Genomic DNA, 21662 nt, shown 5'->3' on the forward strand with positions numbered 1-21662 from the left:
AACCGCAGACTAACCATTTGTTACAAACAAAACACAAAATCGATGGAACCCTTAGTCTGATACATGCTAAACAGTCACCTTAAAATAATATTAATGGTTTGCAGTACCATTAATCCGACAGAATAATAATCACCTAACGGGGAATTGACATGAAGGGACTAAGCCTAAAATCACAGGCCCTTAACACGCCGACACTTAAGCCGCGAGCCATCAAACTGACCTTTAGCGCCATCACACTCGCCCTCGCCTTAAGTGGCTGTAGTGCACAAAACAGCGATACTGCGGCGCAGGCGACTGTCGCACCGAATGCGATGTCGGCGCAGATCATCAGCCAAAATGCCAGTAACCCATTCTTTAAGCCCTATGATACGTTTATGGAAATTCCGGCCTTCGATAAGATTAAGCCCGAGCATTTCCTCCCTGCATTCAAAGCGGGTATCGCCCAGCAACACGAAGAAATTCAAGCGATTGTCGATAACAAAGATAAGCCGACTTTCGCCAACACCATCGAAGCGATGGAGTTTTCGGGCGATCTCGTCACCCGCGTATCCAACGTCTTCTTTAACTTAACTGGCGCAGATACCACTCCGGAGCTGCAAGCGATTTCCAAAGAAGTCTCGCCGATGTTATCGTCGGCAGAAGATGATATCTTACTGAACGATAAGCTGTTTCAACGTGTTAAAGCCGTTTATAACAGCAAAGACAGCCTAAAGCTCAACACGGCGCAGGCCAAATTACTGGAAGACACCTATAAGTCGTTCACCCGTGGCGGTGCTAACCTCAGCGAGCAGGATAAAACCAAGCTGCGCGCCCTGAATGAAGAAATCGGCAAGCTTAACTTAGCCTTTGGTGACAATCTGTTAGCCGAAACCAATGCCTTCGAGCTAGTGATAGATCAGCAAGCGGACTTATCTGGTTTACCCGCCGATGTGATTGCTACCGCCGCCGAAACTGCGAAAAAGCGTGGCCATGAAGGCAAATGGGTATTTACCACGTCACGCCCGTCTATCACGCCGTTTTTAACCTATGCCGATAATCGCGAATTACGCGAAAAGCTCTATAAGGGGTATATCGAGCGAGGTAACAACAATAATGCCAATGATAACAAAGTCATTCTGGCAAAAATTGCCGCGCTGCGTGCCGAACGTGCACAGCTTATGGGCTATAAAACCCATGCGGATTTTGTGTTAGAAGAACGCACCGCCAAGACGCCGGAAAATGTCTATGGCTTACTCAACAAAGTCTGGCCAGCAGCGCTTGCCCAAGCCAAGACCGAAGTTGCAGATATGCAGGCATTAATCGACAGCCAAGGCGGCAAGTTTAAGCTGCAAGCTTGGGATTGGGATTACTACGCTGACAAAATCCGTGTCGCAAAGTACAGCTTTAACGAGCAGCAAACTCGCCCTTACTTCTCCCTCGACAGCACTTTAAAAGGCGTGTTCTATACGGCCAATCGCCTCTATGGCTTAACCTTTAAAGAACGTACCGACTTACCCAAATACAACCCCGAGGTGCGTACTTGGGAAGTGTACGATAAAGACGGCAAGCTTATGGCCATCTTTATGGGCGACTATTTTACCCGTGATAGCAAACGCGGCGGCGCTTGGATGAACTCGTTCCGCAAGCAATACCATATGAACGGCGTCGATTCTAAACCCATAATTGTCAACGTGTTGAACTACCCTCGTCCAGCGGGTAATGAGCCAGCGTTACTCACCTTCGATGAAGCCAGCACCCTGTTCCATGAGTTTGGCCATGCGCTGCACGGCATGTTATCCAATGTTGAATATCGCTCTCAAGGCGGAACGGCTGTACCTCGCGACTATGTAGAATTCCCTTCACAGGTCAACGAAAACTGGATGACTCAGCCTGAAGTGCTCGCGCAATTTGCGAAGCACTACAAAACCGGTGAAGTGATCCCGCAGGAACTGGTGAAAAAAATCCAAGCCGCCAGCAAATTTAACCAAGGCTTTGCGACCGTTGAATATATGGCCGCCACTAAGCTCGATTTAGATTGGCACACCCTGACCGATACCACGCCTAAGGATGCCGCCAAGTTTGAGGCCGACTCCTTAGCCGCCATGGGATTGATTAATGAGATCAGCCCGCGTTACCGCAGCACTTACTTCTCGCATATCTTCGCGGGCGGTTATTCTGCCGGTTACTACAGCTACCTCTGGTCGGATATTTTAGGCGCCGATGCCTTCGAAGCCTTTAAAGAAAATGGCATTTTCGATAAAGCGACCGCCGATGCCTTCCGTAACAACATCTTGTCTAAGGGGGGCAGTGATGACCCTATGCTGATGTATAAAAACTTCCGTGGTAAAGAAGCAGGCATTGAGCCGCTGCTGCGTAGCCGTGGTCTGTTAGCGGAGTAATCGCATCCCCTAAGGGGAAAAGCAAAAGAGATAAAATGGGGAGCTTAGCTCCCCATTTTATTGCGCGTAAACCGCACTCACTCGCACATAAAACCACTGCTTAGCTAAACAACTCCACCGGCGCATCGTTAGGAGTAAGCTGCAACTGGGTTTCAAACGACATGCCCAATTTATTCAGCAGCGACTTAGAGGCCTGATTATGCGGGCTAACTATGGCGACAATCCGTTCAATCCCTATGGTTTTACCGAATTCCAGTGAGGCTTTAGCGGCTTCAAACGCATAACCTTTGCCCCAATACTGCGGCAAAAAAGCATAGCCTAGGTCCACATCCGCCAGCGTCGGCCGTTTAATCAGGCCGCAAATGCCAATCGGAAAGCCATTTTCGGCCAGCACCACGGCAAACAAACCAAAACCATGTTCGCGATAGCTAATCGCTGGCCCATTGGCGATATAGTCCTTGGCATCCTGCAAACTACGCACGCCCTTATCGCCGATATTGTCGATAAATCCTTGGGTGTTGAGTAATACCAAAATAAATGACGCATCATCGGGCGTTAACTGCCGCAGCAGTAATCTTGGGGTTTGGGCAACTTGCATACTAAGGACTCCCATTCAGAGGGGATAAACTAGGTTATAGGTAGCGGGCGTACTGGCTGCCATCCTTCTGCGGTTTTTTCGGTGCGGCTACCGCTGGGGTGCCCACGTATAAAAAGCCAACGATTTGATCCTCTGCCGCTAAGCCTAATGCCGCATTCACATTGGCGTCGAAGGCAAAATCCCCGGTGCGCCACACGGCGCCTAATCCTAGCGCGAATGCCGCTTGCTGCATCGCCATCGTGGCGCAGCCCGCTGCGATTTGCTGCTCAAGCACAGGCACTTTAGGGTGTGGTTGGGTTTTCGCCACAACCGTAATCACCATTGGCGCGCGCATCGGCATCCCTTTGGCTTTATTGATAAAATCTTCATCGGCGCCGCTGGCTTTGGCCGCGTTGACATAGATATCCGCTAAGGTGTCTAACCCTTGGCCTGTGGCAATAATAAATTCCCATGGTGCTAAGGCGCCATGATCTGGCACTCGAATCGCCGCATCTAAAATGATTTTAAGCTCGCCCTCGTTTGGCGCTGGCGCGGTTAATCTTGGGGTGGATTGGCGGGTTAGTAAAAGTTCGATAGCGTCCAAGTGATTATCCCTGTTCTTAAAAATGGGTGCGTATAAATTGGCTCAAGCATAGCAAATTGCGGCTAAAGAGGTACAAAAAATCCCACGCTAGGGTGGGATTGAAAGTATTGTAAGCAACGTCGCTTGGCTTACTTTACGCCGTAACGCTTAGCGATAAAGTAATCGAGACTGGTATAACGCCCGCCTCCTAGGCTAAAGAGTGCCAGCAGCATAATAAAATAGGTCGCCGCGAACTCAATACCATTATTCAGCACCACCAAGTTACCCGAGCTGGTTAACCAATCGTAATTGCCGTATTCCTGCAACAGGGATTTGGCCTTATCCAGCTTGTCACCCGCCTCGAGTACCCGCTCATTGGCGAGCCATGAACTGCCATCGGCAATCGCCAGCCAACCATTAGGCCAATGCACAGTAAACGCCGCCACCATCATAGTAACCATCAAAGGGATAGATATCAGCCGCGTCGCTAAGCCAACGAGTAATAAACACGCGCCAAAAAACTCCGTGCCTGCCGCCAGCGCCGCCATTAACGTCGGCATAGGTAAACCCAGTCCCCAGTCGGGGTTGGCAAACCAAGCCACTGTGTCTTCAAAATGCGCGAGTTTGTTATAGCCAGCCTGCATTAGCACTGGCGCGAGATAAAGCCGAAGGGCTAAGGGGGCAAGCCCCTCACCATAATGGCTAGCATTGAGGAATTTTTGATAGAGGTTAACAAGGGACATGGGCAATCTCTAAATTAGATGGAGTTGCCCAATAGACCTTGGCTTCGGGATTAATCTTTCGCGGCTTTTGCCACTTTTTCAATCCCCTCTTGATTTAGTTCACGCAGATCTTGAATAAGTTTGTTCAGCTTTTTATAAAAATGCTTGGACTGCTTCGCTGACAAGCTGGCATTGATCGTGAGTAACAAGCCGCCAAATACTTCGGTATTTTGCCTTAAAATGGCGCGATGTTTTTCCGACTTAAGCTCATCAGGGCGCGTCATCAGCAGGGTCAATCGCTCGGTCAGCAGCGGAATATCGCTGCGCTGTCCGAGGGCAACTTCAAATTGGCGCAGCCATTCGTGGCGGTAATCCAGCCACATATCTAAGGTCGACAGTCGCTGTTGATTATATTGATGAATAAGCGTTTTTTGCTCATCCGTTACGCTACCCAACCAGTCATCAAATTGCTCGATAAGATTCTCATCGGCCTCTTGCTGTAACTGCTCGGGGGTTTTACCGGCAAATTCCTTAATCAATTCCTGCTCTTCTTTTCGCGACTGGGTAAGAATTTGCTTCACCTGTTCATCGGTTAGCGATGCGATAATCGGCAACATTTCCGGCAGCGCAAACTCAAATAACCGAAACCAATGCCGTTTGGCGAGTGTGACATGCTCGGCCCACAGCGCGGGAGTTAAGGTATTGGTTTGGATCTGCTGCTCAACTTCGGTTAACTGCGCCACATAATGGCCGAGCTCTTCGGATTGATGCCAAAGCACAAACTTGTCGATAAGCCCATCGACAACCTTTTGCTGGTTTTTATCAAGGCTGACATAATCATCCAACTCCCAACCTATGGCCCAGTCGAGAAAATGGTAACTAAATTTGGTCGAGCAGGCCGTTAAGCCAAACAGCAAGACCACTAACAACACAGCTTTTTTCATCAATTTGCATCCGTTCAGCCTTGGTCATCCTATGACACTGAGGTTAATAGAAAGTTTATTTTTTTAACACAACAACCATAACCAAACAGAGGCTGTGAGAAACAAAAGACTTAAGAGGTGTGGCTGATAAGTGGCCAGAAATGATCGAACCAGTCAAAGTATTCCTGCTGCCGCTCACCTTGGGTGTGCGCCGCCATCAATAATGCCCAATACACGGCAAACACCCAATACATCTCGATAGCAGCGGGTATCGCCTTGATGGCATCCGAGGTTAAGCCGGGATGCCCTGCCAGATACTGCCGTACTAACAGATGCCGCTGCGCAGGCGTTAATTGATGTGTAGCGAGCACAACGGCCAGTTCACATAGCGGATGGGAGGTGGTCGCATACTCAAAGTCGATGCAATACAACTGGTTATCTTTTAGCAGCAGATTATGGGGATTTAAGTCGCGATGGCAAAACTGCGGCTCGACTAAACAATCGGCTAGGGTCGCCGTCCAATCATGGATCTGTGTTTGTATGCTGAGTAATTGCGCCAATCGGCTCTGCCATGCCTCACCCTTATCCGCTGCGGCAAAGGCTAACAACTGCCCATGATATTCCTGCCATTGCTCAGTGATACTGATGTGGTACGTCCCAGTCGCTTGCTCGCGTAGCCGCTGCAGCAATTGCAGTAACAGGCTGTGGGCGCGATTCGGCGTTAAGGCTTCCAATAAGACGAGTCGTTCCGACTTATACCAAGCCTGCAGGTCTGCTGCGCCCTTGATATCGGCATGAGATTGCAACCAAGCCTCAATGTGCGCTTCACCTTGGCCAAAAGTCGCCGCACTGCATTGAGACTCTAATTCTTTCCAGCTTAATTTTTTCGAGCTTAAGTTTTGCAAGCTTAAGATTTGCTGGCTCAGTTCTTGATAACCTGATGCCATACTTGGCTCGCGTGGCACCTCGGGTTGCTCAAGTGTATCAATACCACTTGCCGCAATACGCTTTTCGGTAACCAACGCCTCCCTCCCCCCAATATCCTCCATCAGCGGCGCAAACTGAGATGCTAAAGGAAGACTTGGGAGAGATTGCGCGAAGATAAACTGGCTTAGGTAATAACGCTGATCGCCACTCACCCACAGCAACTCGGGGGCAAGCTTTGCCTTGGCAAGATGGCGCCAATAGAACAACTCTTGCTCCCGCGAACAAAAACTGTCGGCGGCATTGGCGTTTTCTCGCAAGACATAATGCGCCGTCGGCGTTTCGATATGGTAGTTGTGGTTACTTAATCCATCCGCTAAGGGCTGGATTTGCGTAATATCTTTAAGCCCTGCTAGAGCTAATACCGCAAGCAGCGCATCCTTGTCCTGCCCAATAATCGGCGGCATTAGCGGCAGACCACAAGAGTCATGTTGAATAGGTTATTAGGCATTCGCAGCCCTTGTGTATTGGCCATCATCTTTTGATATCTAGCGCCGTTAGCCGAGTAGCTTTGCGGCGCTCGACTCCAGATGGGGATTGCGGCTATCGGCAAGGGCGGCGCGCCAGAGGAAATAGCCTACAACCGCTAGACCAACGTAGAGCACGAATAATAATGAGGTCAGCATCAACCCCTTGCTGAGGTAAAGGTAAATCGATACCAGATCGATAACCACCCAATACAACCAATTTTCCAACACTTTTTTGGCGACTAAATAGGTCGTCATGACCGCAAAACAAGTTGTGGCCGCATCGAGATAGGGAAAGGAAGCCTGGGTAAAGGTTGCCATCCCATGGCCAACGCCAAGGGAAACAATCCCCGTCGCGACAATCAGTTTTAGATGGGTTTTCAGCGGCCAAGTGGTCACTTTCACCCCTTGATGTTTATCGCCACCTTGAGTCCAGAGCCAGTAACCATAGAGTGCCATAGCCATATAATAAATATTCAGCACCGACTCCATCAGCAGTGCCACTTTCCAAAACAAGACAGTGTAAATGGCCGTACTGGTAAATGCCGCCGCCCAGCACCAAACGCTTGCCTTCATGGCCAGAAGCAAATAAGCCATGGCCAATACCACGGCTAAGGCTTCCCATGCGGTCATCACATGGACTTCCCCTAGGGCCGCATTAACACTATTGACCAGCGTTAACCATAATTCTGTCATTGCCTTACTCTCACTCTATATCGCTTGCTTGAACCACTTCGCTTTAGCGTAAAAACCTTGCTTTAGCTAAAAACATCGCGCTTTACTACAATATCATTGGGCTCAAGTTGACTCAGGGCGTTACTCGCTGTGGGCTAAATTCAGCTCACCACCAATAAACTTACATACAAACACCGCTTTGCCCCATTTTTCATGGGCGGCTTGCATCTCGGTCGCGAGCATTGCCATCACGTCTTGATAGTCGCCACACACTTGCGTCGCCATGGCATTGGTAACACGTTGAATTGTTGGGTAACTGTCCAAGCGATGGATAAACCATTTGATCGGGTCGAGATAATTTTCATTAAAGGGATACATGCTAATTTCGGCGGTGAGTTTCATCTTCACTCCTTGGGTCAAATGCTAATAATGCAATCGTCAGGCGGTGACGCAATGAGCGAGCACAGCCTGACATCTGATGTCTCATTCTTAATGGGATTACATAAACTTAACGTTTAGTGTCACCCCAATTTGGCGTGGGTCGCCGTAGCGGATATATTGCTTTTCCGCCCAGCCGTTATCCGGCTCATTACCAAAATAGAAACCACGCACGCCGTATTCTTCATCGAATAGGTTGCGGCCCCATAAATAGGCTGACCAAGCACTCGCCTCGTAACCTACACGCGCATTCACAATGGTGTATGGCTCAGAGCGCGAGTCGTTGCTGTCTGAGTAGTAAAACTCACTCTTACCACTCATATTGACGTTGGCAAACCAACCCGAGTTTGCACGATAGGTGCCACCTAAGCTGTAGGTTAAGTGTGGTGAATGGGCCAAATCGCGGCCCGTTAAATCCACGGCGCTACCGTATTTATCTTGGTACTGGTAATCGCCGTACGCCGTCTCTAACCAACCCAGACTTGAGTAAAACTGGAGATTATCGGTGGCATACCAAGTAGCGTCCAACTCGGCACCGTAGTTGTGTGAGCTACCCGCATTTTCAGTGTAGAGGATAAAGCGTTGTGGCTTGTTCGGATCTTGCTGGGATGCGGCCACTTGCTGATCCTGTCTGTCCATATAGAACAGCGCCAGATTCGTATCAATAAGCCCTTCAAACCAATGGGATTTAAGACCAATTTCGTAGTTGTATAGGGTTTCGGTATCAAACTCTTTTTTATCATTGAGTTCGACTGGCAAGGTCATATTAAAACCGCCCGCCTTGTAACCGCGCGCCACTCTGGCGTACACATTATGGGATTCATTCAGCACTTTGCTCAGGGCAATATGGCCGCCCCACATGGTTTCGCTTGGGTCAAAATTGTCATTGTTGGTGTCTGAGTAATGGCTATTGCGTCGCTCGGCACGCAGTCCCACAGACAAGGCATAATCGGCGCCTAAATCCGTATCCAACTGACCAAATATGGCGTAATTGGTTGCTTCATATTCGGAATCTAATACCTCATCGGGCCAAGTATTATATTCAGAATACAGTTGGTTATCTTCTTTAAGGTTCATCGCATAAACCCCAAGTAACCAGTCGGTTGAACCGGCAAAAATACGGCCTTGGTCGGTCGAGCTTAAGCGGAACTCTTGGGATAAGGTCTTACGCTGACCGGTTTTGTCCCAGAAGTAATCGTACTGACAAGGGGCGAGATTGCCCTCATCCTCACATTGCTTGGCGGCCCAATACTCAGGGTTTGCCCAATCGCCATCGTAACTGTAATGATGATCGGTATTGGCAAATGAGGTCAGCGAGGTCAACTCAAACGACTCTGCGCCCGAGTAAGTAGCTTTAAATCCTGCGCCCGTGGTGCGCTGGCTATCGACACCCGGCTGATCCGAAATAGTATGTTTAGGATCGTTGGTTAAACTCCAGGCATCGTAGCCGTTATCAAAATCGGCATGCAGCAGAGTTAAATCGAGTTGCAGATTATCGGTGGCATACCAACGTAATTTAGCGCGGCCAGTAAATTCATCACGACCATTGGTATCTTCTTTATTTAAATAGAGATTATCGCGATAACCGTTTTGTTGATGCTGCTGCAGCGACACGCGGTACAACAACTTGCCCGAATCGGTTAACGGCCCTGAGCTAAAGCCACTGAAAGTTTGCAAATCGTCATTGCCTAAAGAAACCTCGGCGCCATGTTCAAACACATCGGTCGGGTCGTTGCTCTTAAGGTAAATTAAGCCCGCTAACGCATTGGCGCCATAGCGGGTACCCTGCGGGCCGCGTAACACTTCGACCTGTTGCAGATCGTACATGCTCGACACCATGCCGATACCGGATAAATCAATATCATCAATGATATAACCCACGGACGAGTTAGGTGCGCCTTGATATTGCTCCTGCTCACCTACGCCGCGGATCTGAAAATACTTAGGACGCGAGCTGCCGCCCGACCAGTTAAAGTTGGCGATGGAGTTCATCACATCTTCAAAGTGCTGGGCGCTTTCATCTTGAATTTGCTGGGCATCGATAACGGTAATGCTCGATGGCATTTTTTCTAAGCTGGCACTGCGAAAATCCGCCGTCACCACCATGATTTCCATATCATTGCTAGGTTCAGGTTTATCGATAGTATCGGTTTGCGCCCACGCGGCTGTGCTTAATGCCGCCGAAATGGCCAGCGCCAATGGCGCGCGCGTTAACGATAAGGAGAAGGTGGAACTCTTGGTAGACTTTTTGTTAGACATAGGACCTCAAATACATGTTTGAGATCCGGCAACGAATAAGCGATTCAGAAGTGTGCTGTTGATTGGCCCATTCCTACGCCGGTATTAGCCGGATCAGGTTCTAAGGGTTCGTCTGATGACATCTCAGTCTGCCACTTTGTTGGCAAACACCCCTTGGCGGCGCTTAGTATACATGACGAAAATCATAAAGTAGACACTCTTGTCACTGCACATCAGTAAATGACGCTTAGCTCACGCCATTAATGCCTTTGTTGAAACCTCTGACAGCTCACAATCGGCCGATATAAACGCCCTTCTCTCCTTTGGCTGATTTGACCCAATATGCGTTCTAATGCTATAGAAGGCGACGATTTTAAGTATGGTAGAAGGGTCAACTCAATGCAGCTAAAACCGTTAGCCAAGGGACGTTATAGCCAGCGATGGGAACAAGACTATCCTCTTATTGAAGCTGTGATTCTTAACTGTATCAGCGAAGTCAAAATGCTCAAAAAAGGCGCTCACCTGATGACACAAGGTGAAGCCATAAACTCGCTGGTGTTAGTCAAGCAAGGCCGCGTATCGCTGGGGCACACCGCCAGAAATGGCCGTTGTTTCCAATTAGGGACTATCGATTGTGATTCGCAGCTCTTTGGTGAGATGGAGTTTTTTACCCAATACCAGTGTCAGCTCGACATCATCGCCAACGAGCCCTTGGAAATTTCGCTAATTAGCACTGAAAAGTTGCAACATTCCCTCGGCCAACACCCGCAACTGGCGCTGTTTTTTGCCAGTGCCATAGCGATTGATTACCAAGATACCGTCGATATTTTTACCCGAAGGCTGCTTTATCCCATCAGCTATAACGTGGCATTCGATATCTACCATGAGTATTTAAACGATTTACCCGTCGATGGTTTTAGTAAGCGTTATTTAGAGGCGGAGCGTTTTGGTACCACAGACAGGGTCTACCGACGGGCACTGCAACATTTGGAAGAGCGCGGTTTAATCGAGCGTAAAAAAGAAGGCATTCGGATTAAAAACCTAAATGCACTTAAAGCTTTTGTCGAAGCAGGCATTTAACCCACTCCGACAACACCCATACTCGGCGGATAACAACCAAGTATGGGCCTTTAGCTTAACTTGCCGAAAGTGATTGTGCAGACATCGCAGGTTTCATCCGGCTCGATGCAATCAGCAGCATAAAGATTGCGGCGTAAAGCACGGGGATCACATACATCACGGTTTGTAAGCCGATAATACGCTCGAAGAACGAACTGATCGCTGGGCTAAACATGGCGCCCGTACTGCCACTGATCAGAATGTAGGAGACATTCTTGCTGCTGGCTTGCTTCACAAACGACACGCCATAGGCAATAAACGCATTGTAAAGTGCCGCGCAGACAAAGCCGTACCCATAGGTTAAATAAGCAATCCAATTCAGTTTATCGGTAGTCACAATCACAAAGGTGATCACCATGGCTAAACCAATAATACCGACTAAGAAATGATGAATTTTTACCCGGGTCACGATCAGGGTTGAAATCAAAGCACCGATCAGCGCGGCCGACCAATATTGGGTAATGATATTGCCCGCCTCTTCAAATGGGATATCAAATTTTTGTTTTACAAATAACGGTGCCCACGTGAGGAAGGTATACAGCGCCAACATGCCTAAAAATAAGCCGATACCGCCGCTGATAATGCCGAAATTCCACTCCGATTGTTGTTTCTCCTCTGTATTCGATGATTGCTCGCACAGAGAAAAATTGGTGAATAAGCTAATAATCACCGTGCCTAAGGCAACCAAACCCACGGCTAAGTAACTGTAACTCCATGATAAGGCATTGGTTAAGGCGTAGGTTGTGATCAGCGGAAACACCACCCCAGCAACATTAAAGGTCGCATCCTGCACCACTAACATAGTGCTCTGCATTTTGGCTTGCCATACTGACACCACAATAGTGCCTGCGATACACAGACCAATCCCGCCGCAGAATCCAATTAAGGTCATGGCTACCATCACCACTTGTAGCGAACTGGTAAGGTGTAATGCCAGCGCAGAAAGCGCGACTAGACTGTAACTGAGTAAGGTGATCCGCTTGATGCCCAACTTTTCAATAAAGAAGAAGGCGGCAATGGTCCCCGCCAATGCGCCACCATTAAGCAGGGAGAAGATTGAAGCCACATCATTCACATCGGCCGCAAACTTCTCCGCTATGGGTTCTATCAACATCCCAAATTGCGTCGCAAAACCCGCCATAATAAAGTTCGCGAGAAAACTAATGGCGGTTAAGGTGATTTTATTATTCATTTTTGTCATTCCATCGTGAAATGCGAAAGGTGCAAAGGTTAGCTTGAGACCTAATTCAGCGCAGTCGCCAGCGCAAGTTCGATCATATTATTGAAGGATAACTGGCGTTCTTCGGCGGTGGTTTCCTCACCCGTTAGGCAATGATCGGATACCGTGAGAATGGCCAATGATTCAATGCCCTGTTGATGCGCTAAGCCATAAAGACCTGCGACTTCCATATCGATACCCAATACCCCAAAACGCTCCAATGCTGGGATCATATCTTCGTCGGGATCATAATAAAGATCGCCACTAAATACGTTGCCAACTTTCACGCTAATGCCTTTTTCATTGGCTTGGGTATAGGCTTTGTGCAGTAAGGAAAAGGTGGCCGAGGTTGCCATATGATAGCCACTGCTACGCTTGGCATTCGTGGGTGAGTCGGTGCCCGCCGCCTGCGCTAAAATCACATCCCGCATGTGCACGTGTTTTTGGGTTGCGCCTAAACTGCCGATACGAATGATGCGCTTCACACCAAAAAAATTAATCAACTCATGGCCATAGAGCACCATTGAGGAAATCCCCATACCGTGACCCATCACAGAAATACGCTGCCCTTGGTAATAACCTGTGTAACCCAGCATATTGCGAACGTTGGTGACTTCGACGGCATCGGTAAGGTAGGTTTCGGCAATATATTTTGCCCGCAGCGGATCCCCAGGCATAATTACAGTTTCAGCAAAATCAGTAGGTTGTGCATTAATGTGCGCGGTCATAGGTCTATCCTCATCTAATATTATGCTGATAGTAGTGCTCAACCCTGAAATAGTTTTAGGACTAAAGTCCGCTTTTCTGTCGCTGTTTGAGTTTTTCCGTCGAACTGAGTTAGTTATCGCAACTTTGCTTCTCGGCGTAGCAACCGTCACGGGACAAACTCAATCCCGCACAAACGAGCAGAAGGAAGATGGGTTGGTGAGGATGAGGATAGATAAAAGCAAAAGACTTACGCCCTGAAAACGTAAGTCTTTATAAATGGAGCGAAAGCCTTTATCAACGCGCGTTAACTTAGCTTTGAAATGCCAAATGCTCTAACGCGATAGTGACAACTCAACCCTATGATTCAAGCTTAGTTTGAATAGGTCTCGCGCACATAAACATCGAATTTCGCCACTTGCGCATTTGGGGCCACGGCCGACACTTGCAGCTGTTGTTTACCGTGTAATTTCACCGATTTCCAACTGGTGGCTTCATCTTCAATGGTAAAGCCGCTGGCATCATACCAAGTGAACTTATATTGCACTCGCATATCGCTTGAGGACTTGCTGACGATCAACGCCGAACCTTGGATAAGATCGCCAACACGGCGCGCCTCAACCCCTTCAACACTGATATCACGGGCGAAGCTGTTGTTATCGACGCGGGTTTCTCCCAGTGAGTTCACCGAAATGCCCGCCGTATTAGTGCAGGCACCGAGTGTCAGTGCTGCAGCCAAGATTAATCCACTGTAAATTGCTTTCATTTTGTTTTCCCTCACTCACAAAAACCTAGGTGCCGAACAACGGATGGGCAATGACACTACGCGACGCCAGCTGAACTTATGCTTAACGTACACATCGGCAAAACCTGCTCATCCTGCCCCGCCCTCGCGATTAATCAATCAAAAAGTGCGCCCTTGCGGTAGCGATCAACTGCTTACGATTGGTTTGCCAACAATTGATATTCACGTTGGCGACCCGTCGACCCTGACGGGTGATACGGCATTCGGCAAAGCTGTCTTTATGAAGGCCGGCACGCAGGTAATCAATGGAGAAATCAACTACTTTTGGCACTTTTGCCGTTTGCATAAACACCATTAATTGCACTATGGCTGACATTTCCATAAAACCAGCAATCACTCCGCCATGAATCGCGGGCAGGATGGGATTACCGATATTGTCGTCCTTAGCGGGGAGTTTGAAAATCAGCTCGTCGCCAAAGCGCTCGACCTTCATGCCAATAAACTTAGCATAGGGCACGTGTTCGAGTAGATGACCAAAGTCATTCAGCTCAGTGGCGCGTTTTACAATCCCCTGCACATCGAGGGTTTTCTGCTCGGTCGGCTTATTTGAGTTCATCTGTCTCTCCTAAGGACGGCACGGCTTCTCCCATCAAGGCTTGCCTAAAGGCATCGCCCACCATTTCGGGGCTGATACGCATAAAGGAGCCCACCGCATGGGCGATAGGATCATCGATGCTGTCCTGATAGGCGATGGCGCGGGTAAAGGCAATATTAGATGACAATTTATAGCACTCGGCAAAGCCATAAACCGACTTATGTGGCTGGGCGGGCTTCATATAATCGACCCGTAAATCGAGGGTGGGCGAAATCTCTAAGGATTGATATTTTTGAAAAATCGCACTCACCACAGCGCTGCCACAGGCGGTGTCCATCAGGGTGGTAATCACCCCGCCATGGATAACCCCCGTATCGGGATAACCAATTAACTCAGTGCTATAGGGCAACTCAATCAGTACATGGTGCTCACTGGCCTCGAGCACGGTGAGCCCTAAGCGGCGGCACTGGGCGAGCTGATCGACAAATCGCTGCGCCATTTGAGTCAGCGGGAAAAACTCGGGATTAACCTTCATTGACCTTGGCTCAGCATGGGTCCCAGTGGCTCTCCGCCGACGAGATGAATATGGATATGGTACACTTCCTGTCCGCCATGTTTGTTGCAGTTCATGATCAAACGATAACCGTCTTTGGCAATCCCCGCCTCAGCCGCCAGTTTAGCCGCCACAGTCATCATCCGGCCAAGAGCAGGTTCATCCGAGGCTTTCATATCATTTGCGGTTGGGATCAAATGATTCGGCACAATCAAAATATGGGTTGGCGCCTTTGGCGAGATGTCTCTAAAAGCGGTTACCAGCTCGTCTTGATACAGAATGTCGGCGGGAATTTCGCGGCGGATAATTTTGCTGAAAATGGTTTCTTCGGCCATGGGGAGTCCTCCTTGGGTTAATTGGGATAGTATACTAGCAATTCAACGCTTTGTGTCTCCAGATATTTTGCGTTTCATTTGCCTGTTGTGCGCATTTTTGGCAGCATGACGCCCATTAAAACGCAGCGGTTTTACAGGATAAATTATGGTCCACTATCACATCATTCCCGTCGATCCTAAGGCGCATTTGTTCGCCATCACCATGACGGTACAAACGCCTCACCCTAAGCAAGTTTTTAGTTTGCCCGCGTGGCTTCCTGGCAGTTATATGGTGCGGGATTTTGCTAAGAATATTATCGACCTTAAAGCCACGGGCGCTAACGGCGAGCCGCTTACGCTCACTCAGCTGGATAAACAAACTTGGTTGGTCGAACATCAAAGCACCCAACTCACCTTAACCTATCAAGTTTATGCTTGGGACTTGTCGGTACGCACCGCACACCTAGATATGACCCACGGTTTCTTTAACGGTAGCAGTGTATTTTTAGCCGCCCACGGCTTTGAGACAGGCTTACACACAGTGACAATGGCGGCGCCGACCGAGCCGAGCCTAAACGAGTGGCGCCTTGCCACCAGCATGACACGCCAAAGCGGTGATGAATTTGCCTTTGGTGAGTTTTGCGCGCAAAGCTATGACGATCTTATCGATCATCCGGTAGAAATGGGCCTATTCACCCAAGCCAGTTTTGAAGCTTGCGGCGTCAGACACGATATCGTATTAAACGGTCGCCACCGCGCCCATATGCCGAGACTCTGCCAAGACTTAAAGGCCATTTGCGAGTATCAAATCAAGCTGTTTGGCACGCCCGCCCCCTTTGAGCGTTATCTATTTATGACCACAGTGCTCGACAATGGCTTTGGTGGTTTAGAGCATAGGGCATCGACGGCACTCATGTGCTCGCGCAAGGATTTACCGCTGTCGATGGATGCGCCGATTAATAACGACTATCGCACCTATTTATCGCTCTGTAGCCATGAGTATTTCCACAGCTGGAACGTCAAGCGCATCAAGCCAGAATGCTTCTTACCCTATCAACTCGAGGCGGAAACCTATACGCCGCAGCTGTGGGCCTATGAGGGCATCACCTCCTATTATGATGACTTCCTCACCTATCGTGCAGGCTTAGTGGATGAGCAAAGCTACTTAGATATGCTGAGCGAAACCTTTACAAGGGTATATCGCTGTCAAGGCCGCTTTAAACAAAGCATTAAAGACTCCAGCTTTAATGCTTGGACTAAGTTCTATAAGCAGGATGAGAACGCCCAAAACGCCATTATCAGTTATTATACTAAGGGCGCCCTGTTTGCCCTGTATCTCGATTTAACCCTAAGAAGCGAGACTCAGGGAAAATACAATCTCGACGATGTGATGACCATTCTGTGGCAGGAATATGCCCTGCAAAATCGTGGCACCACAGATGAATGTCATCAAAGGATTGTTGAACGCTTATTGGGGCGCAATTGCCAAGATCTCTTCGCCTATTTAGACAATACCGACGATATTCCACTGGCGCCGCTACTTGCCGAGTTTGGGGTTGAATTGACCTTACGCGCGAGCAATGGCGCACAGGATGTCGGCGGTGGCACGGCTAAAGGGTATGAAATTGCTTTTGGCGCTAAGACGCAAGCCGCACCGATGGGCCTTAAAGTAACCACAGTCGCCCAAGGCAGCCCTGCTCACCTTGCGGGTTTAAGCGCCGGAGATATCTTAATTGCGGCGGATAATCTGCAGGTGACTGGCCAATTTGAAGCGCAGCTTCAGCAATACCCACTCGGACAAGGCTTAGGCCTACATTGGTTTAGACGCGATGAACTGATGACCGGAGAACTGATTATTGCTGAGGCGCCAAAGGATACGGTTGCCTTAAGCATCACAGATAAAGACAAACTCCAGGCTTGGTTGGGTCGCTAATTTTCAACGCATTAGCCTTTAAATTCGTCTTTAACCCATAAAGCACAAAAGGGGCAATCGTATCGACGATTGCCCCTTTTTATTTAATTCTTTGTTTACTCAATTGAATATTGGCTTAGCGATACATCAACAATGGGTTACACCACCACATCGTGTAAATAGGTTTGTGCCCAAGCGATAGCTTGACCACGGCTCGACACACCAATCTTACGGAAGACACGGTACAAGTGCGTCTTAATGGTGCTCTCACTGACAAACAATTGATTGGCGATATCGAGGTTAGTGCTGCCAGACAGCAGGGCTTGTAACACTTCACGTTCACGGATGGTTAATGGCTCGGTATCTTCGAAGAGTCCAAAGTCATCATTCACCCCGTTCACCAATTGGATAGGGATCACTCTGTGTCCGCGCAGGATGTTGGAAAGGCCAAGGCTGATTTCAGTCAATCCTGCATCCAGATAGAATACCCCTGCCGTGGTCGAGGCTTGCATTAAGAAGCGAGCATCAACTTGTTTAGGGAACTGGATATAAACGACTCGCACACTCGGGTGTTCGCGGGCAAGCAAGCGTTGAAATTGATAGGCTTTTTGAAGATCGACGGTGGAAAGGTCAATCACCACCATAGAGGCTTGATTGTCTTTGATTTGATCGCACATCTCATCTGGGCTGACTTGCGACAGCTTAACGAGAAACTCCTGCGGCCAGCGTCCGGCCAGCAATTCCATTAAAACTTGCGATCTTGACACTACAATCCAATGTAATATTTTGAACATCCTGCTCACTCCCTGTCTGGTTAACGATTATTCATTTTGAGAGGAGAAACATCTCTCAATACCACTTCAACATCCGTTCAATAGACTTCCAAGTCTACCGTGCACACGATATTAGCATTAGATAAAACAGATTCAAAAGACTTACGATAAAAATATTTACCGTACGCAAATCAAAAACTTCTGCAACTTTAGCACTGAGCATTGTCAATCAGAAGGCTGAATTTAAACTGAAAATAATGCGCTATTTTGAATAGAAAGGCGTAAGATCAAATCAACACAAATCATAAGGAAATACCATGTCCAACCCGCAGCCAAACTCTATTGAAATGCAGTCCTATCGCGTGTGGGACAGACCCACGCGTCTGTTCCACTGGATTAATCTCATCCTTGTACTCGCCCTGCTTATCGTTGGCGGCATGATGATGTTTCGCAGCGACTTAGGCATTACCGAACTCTCCGGCAAAATTGGGCTTAAGACCCTGCACGTCATCATTGGCTATGGCTTTGCGATTAATTTACTGATCCGCCTGGTTTGGGGTTTTATGGGCAATAAATATGCCCGTTTTAGCCATATGTTCCCCAATACCAATAGCAAGAGCGAGTTACAAAGCTATAAAGCGGAACTTGCCGCGGGTAAAAATCCCCAGTATCTAGGCCACAATCCTAAGGGGAAATTCGCCGTACTCGCCATCATGCTCTTGCTTGTCACCATAATGATCACAGGCCTGATCCGCGCAGGTACAGACATTTACTATCCGCCACTCGGCAGCACAGTACAAAGCTACTTAGCCGCAGCGGATGTTGAGCCAAGTAGCTTAAAACCCTACGATGCCACAGGCGTAGATACCGATAAAGCCAATGCTATCAAGCCCATGAAGGGACTGGCCGGTGAAGTACACGTTTACGCCGTGTACTTATTGATGCTCCTTATCGTGCTGCATGTGTTTGCCGTGATTTACACAGAAGTCAAACGCCAACCCGGGATCATTTCCGCCATGTTTTCTGGCAAAAAACTGATCCAAGGACAACCGAAGGACGAGTGAAATAAATCATGCCTATAAAAAAACGCCAGCAATTGCTGGCGTTTTTTATCAAACTTATACCGAAGTAGGATTACTTCTTCAGGATAGATTCTGGAGTACGACCATCGTCATGGCAGCTTTCACAGGTAGGTTTTTGACCTACGTTCATATCGTGTGGCGCGTGACAGTCAGCACACACTAAGTTGCCATCGTGTGGCTTGTGTACCGCGTCCATTTCAGCCAAAGAGCCGTGGCAGCTTTGACATTGTTCAAATTCGAAAGCACCGTCAGCAGAAGGTGTACCGTCTTTATGACAGCTTTCACAACCACCAGATTCTGCATGGAAGTCTGATAATTTTTGATCCGCGGCAAATGCGGTTGGTGACAGCGCTAGCGCTGCAAGACTTGCCCCGAAAAGCGCACTTAATAGTTTTTTGCTCACAATTGTATCCTCCAATGGCGATTGACAGTGGAAATTCTTGTCAGGGTGACTTCCATCTCGCAACCAATGTAAATAGCACGACTCGATTTAACTTAGCTAAGGATTGAGCAATAAGCAACCCAATCTTATGCAAAGTAACTTTATCAATATACCGAGGGGTAAAATGTGCGCTGCATCATGTAACCACATGCTTATATAAGAGTTTTACATTGCCACAACCTAAAAGTCACAACTAAAAACCTCCCTAGCCTAATCATCAGCAAAAGAAAAGCTCCAATAAAAAAGGAGACCCTAGGTCTCCTTTTTGTGAATTTTTGAACTCGATTAACGAGTTTGTAAGGCGGCGATACGCTTCTCTAATGGCGGGTGGCTCATCATCAGCTCAGCCATTGAACGCTTACCGTTAATACCAAAGGCTGACATTTGCGCTGGCATTGCCGAGCTTTCAGGGCCTTGGCGTAAACGCTCGAGCGCTGCAATCATCTTATGTTTGCCCGCTAAACGCGCCGCACCTTCGTCTGCACGGTATTCACGGATACGTGAGAAGTAAGCCACGATGATCGAGGCCAAGATACCAAACAGCATATCGAGGACAAATACCACAGCCATATAGGCGAACATGCCTAAACCTTCGCCTTCTTCATCGTTGCTCGAGACGAAGTTGTTGATAATACCTGCAACAACACGTGCCGCGAAGATAACAAAGGTGTTCACCACGCCTTGAATTAAGGTCAAGGTCACCATGTCGCCGTTAGCAACGTGGCTCACTTCGTGGGCGAGTACGCCTTCAACTTCGTCTTGGCTCATGCCATACAATAGACCAGTACTCACGGCAACTAATGAGTTGTCTTTGCTTGGGCCTGTGGCGAAGGCATTCATCTCTGGCGATTGGTAAATTGCCACTTCTGGCATTTTAATCCCAGCTTGCTGCGCTTGGCGGGCAACAGTGTCTAATAACCAACGCTCTGTGCTATCACGGGGAGTAGTGATCACTTCACAGCCCATGGTCTTTTTCGCCATCCATTTTGAAATGGCTAAGCTGATGAAGGCTCCGCCGAATCCAAAAATCGCAGCGAACACAAGCAGTCCACCCATAGTCGACGTATTCACGCCCAGAATAGACATCACAATTGAGGCTACCAGCAACACGGCTAGGTTAGTCGCAATTAATAAAAAAATACGCTTCATTTCAGCTCCTTTACGGCAAACATATGCCATTTAACTTTGCTCAAAGACATAATATGTCCAATTAATCGAAATTCAAGGGGTAAAGATAAGAGTTTTTCTACTCGCTAATTTTTCTCTCAATTTAGACATTGCCTTTCATGGCTCGTGAGTCTAGGGACAATGTATTAATCCAAACTTAAATCTAGGCTCTGTCAGCGTTACAGCCAAATTCATGTGTGTTTATCTATGTTTATCGCGATTAAACTTTGTTAACATGCCAGCACATTCCGAGATTTCAGGATAAAAAAATGACAATCAATGCCCTACTGCTGAGCAGCTCTCGCGTCGGTGATACGCCTTACCTTTCCCATGCAATTCCCTTTATCAAGCCGCTCACCGCTAACGCCCAGAAATGGATTTTTATTCCTTATGCTGGTGTCAGCATGAGTTATGACACGTATTTGGCCTCAGTCGTCGCAGGCTTAAGTGAACTCAAGCTCGATATCAGCGGCATTCACCAGCATCCGGATCCGCGCCAAGCGATTAAAGATGCCGACGGCATTTTGATCGGTGGCGGCAATACCTTCCATTTACTGCACGAGCTCTATAAGTATGATTTAGTGCATCTTATCCGTGAAGAAGTGCAGAATGGTAAACCCTATATTGGTTGGAGCGCGGGCTCTAACGTCTCCGGATTGAGTATTCGCACCACCAACGATATGCCGATTATCGAGCCACCTTCATTTACCGCGTTAAATATAGTGCCGTTTCAGTTAAATCCACATTATTCGAATTATCGCGCTCCGGGACATAACGGCGAAACCCGCGCCCAACGTTTGCTCGAATTTACTCGCGTCGATCCCATCACGCCGGTTGTGGGTATTGTCGAAGGCAGCGCACTTTGGCGTCAGGGAGACACCTTATCTCTGCTAGGTGACAATCCTGCCTATTTATTCTGTGGTGAGCAGCAAGAAATCCCGATCCCTGTCGGCAGCGATTTATCCCATTTGCTGAAATAAGATCTATGCGGCGGCATTGCCTAAGCGGATCTGCTACTATCGGCCACCGAGCATGAGTGTGTCATCAAGCT

At 48.3% G+C, this 21662-nt stretch carries 22 protein-coding genes and 1 riboswitch; of the genes, 5 read left to right on the top strand and 17 right to left on the bottom strand.

The genetic code is table 11. The annotated features are described in order from the left end of the window. Positions 1-149: 149 nt before the first annotated feature. The gene (locus K0H60_RS12565; protein WP_220055950.1) at positions 150-2378 is read left to right on the top strand and encodes a M3 family metallopeptidase; all 2229 of its coding nucleotides are present in this window, start codon (positions 150-152) and stop codon (positions 2376-2378) included. A gap of 100 nt (positions 2379-2478) precedes the next feature. Here the strand turns inward: K0H60_RS12565 and K0H60_RS12570 are convergent, their stop codons facing one another. The 8 genes from K0H60_RS12570 to K0H60_RS12605 all read right to left on the bottom strand — a co-directional run bounded on the left by K0H60_RS12570 (position 2479) and on the right by K0H60_RS12605 (position 10006). Further along, the gene (locus K0H60_RS12570; protein WP_220055951.1) at positions 2479-2976 is read right to left on the bottom strand and encodes a GNAT family N-acetyltransferase; all 498 of its coding nucleotides are present in this window, start codon (positions 2974-2976) and stop codon (positions 2479-2481) included. Positions 2977-3010: 34 nt separating this feature from the next. Continuing rightward, a complete protein-coding gene (locus K0H60_RS12575; RefSeq protein WP_220055952.1) occupies positions 3011-3559 on the bottom strand; it encodes an NAD(P)H nitroreductase in 549 nt (182 codons plus the stop codon). 128 nt (positions 3560-3687) lie between these two features. Then, on the bottom strand, positions 3688-4281 hold the full coding sequence (locus tag K0H60_RS12580) for an HvfX family Cu-binding RiPP maturation protein (RefSeq protein WP_220055953.1): 594 nt from the start codon (positions 4279-4281) through the stop codon (positions 3688-3690). A 50-nt stretch (positions 4282-4331) separates the two neighbouring features. Continuing rightward, the gene (locus tag K0H60_RS12585; RefSeq protein ID WP_220055954.1) at positions 4332-5204 is read right to left on the bottom strand and encodes a DUF6279 family lipoprotein; all 873 of its coding nucleotides are present in this window, start codon (positions 5202-5204) and stop codon (positions 4332-4334) included. Positions 5205-5314: 110 nt separating this feature from the next. Further along, complete coding sequence (locus K0H60_RS12590) at positions 5315-6574, bottom strand: aminoglycoside phosphotransferase family protein (protein ID WP_220055955.1); 1260 nt, start codon at positions 6572-6574, stop codon at positions 5315-5317. A 90-nt stretch (positions 6575-6664) separates the two neighbouring features. Continuing rightward, entirely contained in the window at positions 6665-7330 is a 666-nt protein-coding gene (pnuC, locus tag K0H60_RS12595) for a nicotinamide riboside transporter PnuC (RefSeq protein ID WP_039978502.1), read from the bottom strand. 120 nt (positions 7331-7450) lie between these two features. Then, positions 7451-7711, bottom strand: a complete 261-nt coding sequence (locus tag K0H60_RS12600; RefSeq protein WP_011626476.1) for a YkoF family thiamine/hydroxymethylpyrimidine-binding protein — start codon at positions 7709-7711, stop codon at positions 7451-7453. A gap of 96 nt (positions 7712-7807) precedes the next feature. Then, positions 7808-10006 carry a TonB-dependent receptor gene (locus tag K0H60_RS12605; RefSeq protein WP_220055956.1) on the bottom strand — a complete coding sequence of 733 codons (2199 nt, stop codon included), beginning with the start codon at positions 10004-10006 and terminating at the stop codon, positions 7808-7810. A gap of 53 nt (positions 10007-10059) precedes the next feature. Continuing rightward, positions 10060-10170, bottom strand: a riboswitch (TPP riboswitch). 214 nt (positions 10171-10384) lie between these two features. Between K0H60_RS12605 and K0H60_RS12610 the strand changes: the two genes are divergently transcribed. After that, a complete protein-coding gene (locus K0H60_RS12610; RefSeq protein ID WP_220055957.1) occupies positions 10385-11065 on the top strand; it encodes a Crp/Fnr family transcriptional regulator in 681 nt (226 codons plus the stop codon). Between the two features lie 55 nt (positions 11066-11120). On the opposite strand, the gene tsgA is transcribed toward K0H60_RS12610, so the two are convergent. From tsgA to hinT, 6 genes are all read right to left on the bottom strand, one after another. Further along, positions 11121-12296, bottom strand: a complete 1176-nt coding sequence (tsgA, locus tag K0H60_RS12615; protein WP_088211549.1) for an MFS transporter TsgA — start codon at positions 12294-12296, stop codon at positions 11121-11123. A 50-nt stretch (positions 12297-12346) separates the two neighbouring features. Then, positions 12347-13051, bottom strand: a complete 705-nt coding sequence (deoD, locus tag K0H60_RS12620) for a purine-nucleoside phosphorylase (RefSeq protein WP_220055958.1) — start codon at positions 13049-13051, stop codon at positions 12347-12349. A gap of 350 nt (positions 13052-13401) precedes the next feature. Beyond that, positions 13402-13794 (bottom strand): YcfL family putative periplasmic lipoprotein, encoded by a 393-nt coding sequence (locus K0H60_RS12625; protein WP_011717423.1) that lies wholly within the window; start codon positions 13792-13794, stop codon positions 13402-13404. Positions 13795-13924: 130 nt separating this feature from the next. Further along, on the bottom strand, positions 13925-14389 hold the full coding sequence (locus tag K0H60_RS12630) for a PaaI family thioesterase (protein WP_011623073.1): 465 nt from the start codon (positions 14387-14389) through the stop codon (positions 13925-13927). Next, positions 14376-14903, bottom strand: a complete 528-nt coding sequence (locus K0H60_RS12635) for a PaaI family thioesterase (RefSeq protein ID WP_099458255.1) — start codon at positions 14901-14903, stop codon at positions 14376-14378. Before K0H60_RS12635 ends, K0H60_RS12630 begins: the two co-directional genes overlap by 14 nt. Further along, a complete protein-coding gene (gene hinT, locus K0H60_RS12640) occupies positions 14900-15256 on the bottom strand; it encodes a purine nucleoside phosphoramidase (protein WP_011623075.1) in 357 nt (118 codons plus the stop codon). The genes K0H60_RS12635 and hinT overlap by 4 nt, the downstream gene beginning before the upstream one ends. A gap of 145 nt (positions 15257-15401) precedes the next feature. Between hinT and K0H60_RS12645 the strand changes: the two genes are divergently transcribed. Beyond that, positions 15402-17168 carry a M61 family metallopeptidase gene (locus K0H60_RS12645; RefSeq protein WP_220055959.1) on the top strand — a complete coding sequence of 589 codons (1767 nt, stop codon included), beginning with the start codon at positions 15402-15404 and terminating at the stop codon, positions 17166-17168. 137 nt (positions 17169-17305) lie between these two features. On the opposite strand, the gene K0H60_RS12650 is transcribed toward K0H60_RS12645, so the two are convergent. Then, on the bottom strand, positions 17306-17941 hold the full coding sequence (locus K0H60_RS12650) for a LuxR C-terminal-related transcriptional regulator (protein ID WP_011717426.1): 636 nt from the start codon (positions 17939-17941) through the stop codon (positions 17306-17308). A 296-nt stretch (positions 17942-18237) separates the two neighbouring features. On the opposite strand from K0H60_RS12650, the gene K0H60_RS12655 reads away from it, so the two are divergent. Continuing rightward, a complete protein-coding gene (locus K0H60_RS12655) occupies positions 18238-18984 on the top strand; it encodes a cytochrome b/b6 domain-containing protein (RefSeq protein ID WP_220055960.1) in 747 nt (248 codons plus the stop codon). A 70-nt stretch (positions 18985-19054) separates the two neighbouring features. Here K0H60_RS12655 and cctA read toward each other — a convergent pair whose 3' ends face one another. Both cctA and htpX read right to left on the bottom strand, forming a co-directional pair. After that, positions 19055-19405 (bottom strand): tetraheme c-type cytochrome CctA, encoded by a 351-nt coding sequence (gene cctA, locus K0H60_RS12660; RefSeq protein ID WP_011717428.1) that lies wholly within the window; start codon positions 19403-19405, stop codon positions 19055-19057. 324 nt (positions 19406-19729) lie between these two features. Next, positions 19730-20593 carry a protease HtpX gene (gene htpX, locus K0H60_RS12665; RefSeq protein ID WP_011717429.1) on the bottom strand — a complete coding sequence of 288 codons (864 nt, stop codon included), beginning with the start codon at positions 20591-20593 and terminating at the stop codon, positions 19730-19732. Positions 20594-20880: 287 nt separating this feature from the next. On the opposite strand from htpX, the gene pepE reads away from it, so the two are divergent. Continuing rightward, positions 20881-21591 carry a dipeptidase PepE gene (gene pepE, locus K0H60_RS12670; RefSeq protein ID WP_220055961.1) on the top strand — a complete coding sequence of 237 codons (711 nt, stop codon included), beginning with the start codon at positions 20881-20883 and terminating at the stop codon, positions 21589-21591. The last annotated feature ends 71 nt before the right edge of the window (positions 21592-21662 follow it).

This window comes from Shewanella mangrovisoli, from assembly GCF_019457635.1.
In the GTDB taxonomy this organism is placed as follows: Bacteria; Pseudomonadota; Gammaproteobacteria; order Enterobacterales; family Shewanellaceae; genus Shewanella; species Shewanella mangrovisoli.

Bases quoted from the DNA above. Each gene is read 5' to 3' on its own strand.
- K0H60_RS12625 (WP_011717423.1), bottom strand. From the start codon at position 13,794: ATGAAAGCAATTTACAGTGGATTAATCTTGGCTGCAGCACTGACACTC.
- K0H60_RS12600 (WP_011626476.1), bottom strand. From the start codon at position 7,711: ATGAAACTCACCGCCGAAATTAGCATGTATCCCTTTAATGAAAATTAT.
- pnuC (WP_039978502.1), bottom strand. From the start codon at position 7,330: ATGACAGAATTATGGTTAACGCTGGTCAATAGTGTTAATGCGGCCCTA.
- K0H60_RS12590 (WP_220055955.1), bottom strand. From the start codon at position 6,574: ATGCCGCCGATTATTGGGCAGGACAAGGATGCGCTGCTTGCGGTATTA.
- K0H60_RS12570 (WP_220055951.1), bottom strand. From the start codon at position 2,976: ATGCAAGTTGCCCAAACCCCAAGATTACTGCTGCGGCAGTTAACGCCC.
- K0H60_RS12635 (WP_099458255.1), bottom strand. From the start codon at position 14,903: ATGAAGGTTAATCCCGAGTTTTTCCCGCTGACTCAAATGGCGCAGCGA.
- K0H60_RS12605 (WP_220055956.1), bottom strand. From the start codon at position 10,006: ATGTCTAACAAAAAGTCTACCAAGAGTTCCACCTTCTCCTTATCGTTA.
- K0H60_RS12630 (WP_011623073.1), bottom strand. From the start codon at position 14,389: ATGAACTCAAATAAGCCGACCGAGCAGAAAACCCTCGATGTGCAGGGG.
- K0H60_RS12645 (WP_220055959.1), top strand. From the start codon at position 15,402: ATGGTCCACTATCACATCATTCCCGTCGATCCTAAGGCGCATTTGTTC.
- hinT (WP_011623075.1), bottom strand. From the start codon at position 15,256: ATGGCCGAAGAAACCATTTTCAGCAAAATTATCCGCCGCGAAATTCCC.
- deoD (WP_220055958.1), bottom strand. From the start codon at position 13,051: ATGACCGCGCACATTAATGCACAACCTACTGATTTTGCTGAAACTGTA.
- K0H60_RS12580 (WP_220055953.1), bottom strand. From the start codon at position 4,281: ATGTCCCTTGTTAACCTCTATCAAAAATTCCTCAATGCTAGCCATTAT.
- tsgA (WP_088211549.1), bottom strand. From the start codon at position 12,296: ATGAATAATAAAATCACCTTAACCGCCATTAGTTTTCTCGCGAACTTT.
- K0H60_RS12655 (WP_220055960.1), top strand. From the start codon at position 18,238: ATGTCCAACCCGCAGCCAAACTCTATTGAAATGCAGTCCTATCGCGTG.
- K0H60_RS12585 (WP_220055954.1), bottom strand. From the start codon at position 5,204: ATGAAAAAAGCTGTGTTGTTAGTGGTCTTGCTGTTTGGCTTAACGGCC.
- htpX (WP_011717429.1), bottom strand. From the start codon at position 20,593: ATGAAGCGTATTTTTTTATTAATTGCGACTAACCTAGCCGTGTTGCTG.
- K0H60_RS12650 (WP_011717426.1), bottom strand. From the start codon at position 17,941: ATGTTCAAAATATTACATTGGATTGTAGTGTCAAGATCGCAAGTTTTA.
- pepE (WP_220055961.1), top strand. From the start codon at position 20,881: ATGACAATCAATGCCCTACTGCTGAGCAGCTCTCGCGTCGGTGATACG.
- K0H60_RS12610 (WP_220055957.1), top strand. From the start codon at position 10,385: ATGCAGCTAAAACCGTTAGCCAAGGGACGTTATAGCCAGCGATGGGAA.
- K0H60_RS12565 (WP_220055950.1), top strand. From the start codon at position 150: ATGAAGGGACTAAGCCTAAAATCACAGGCCCTTAACACGCCGACACTT.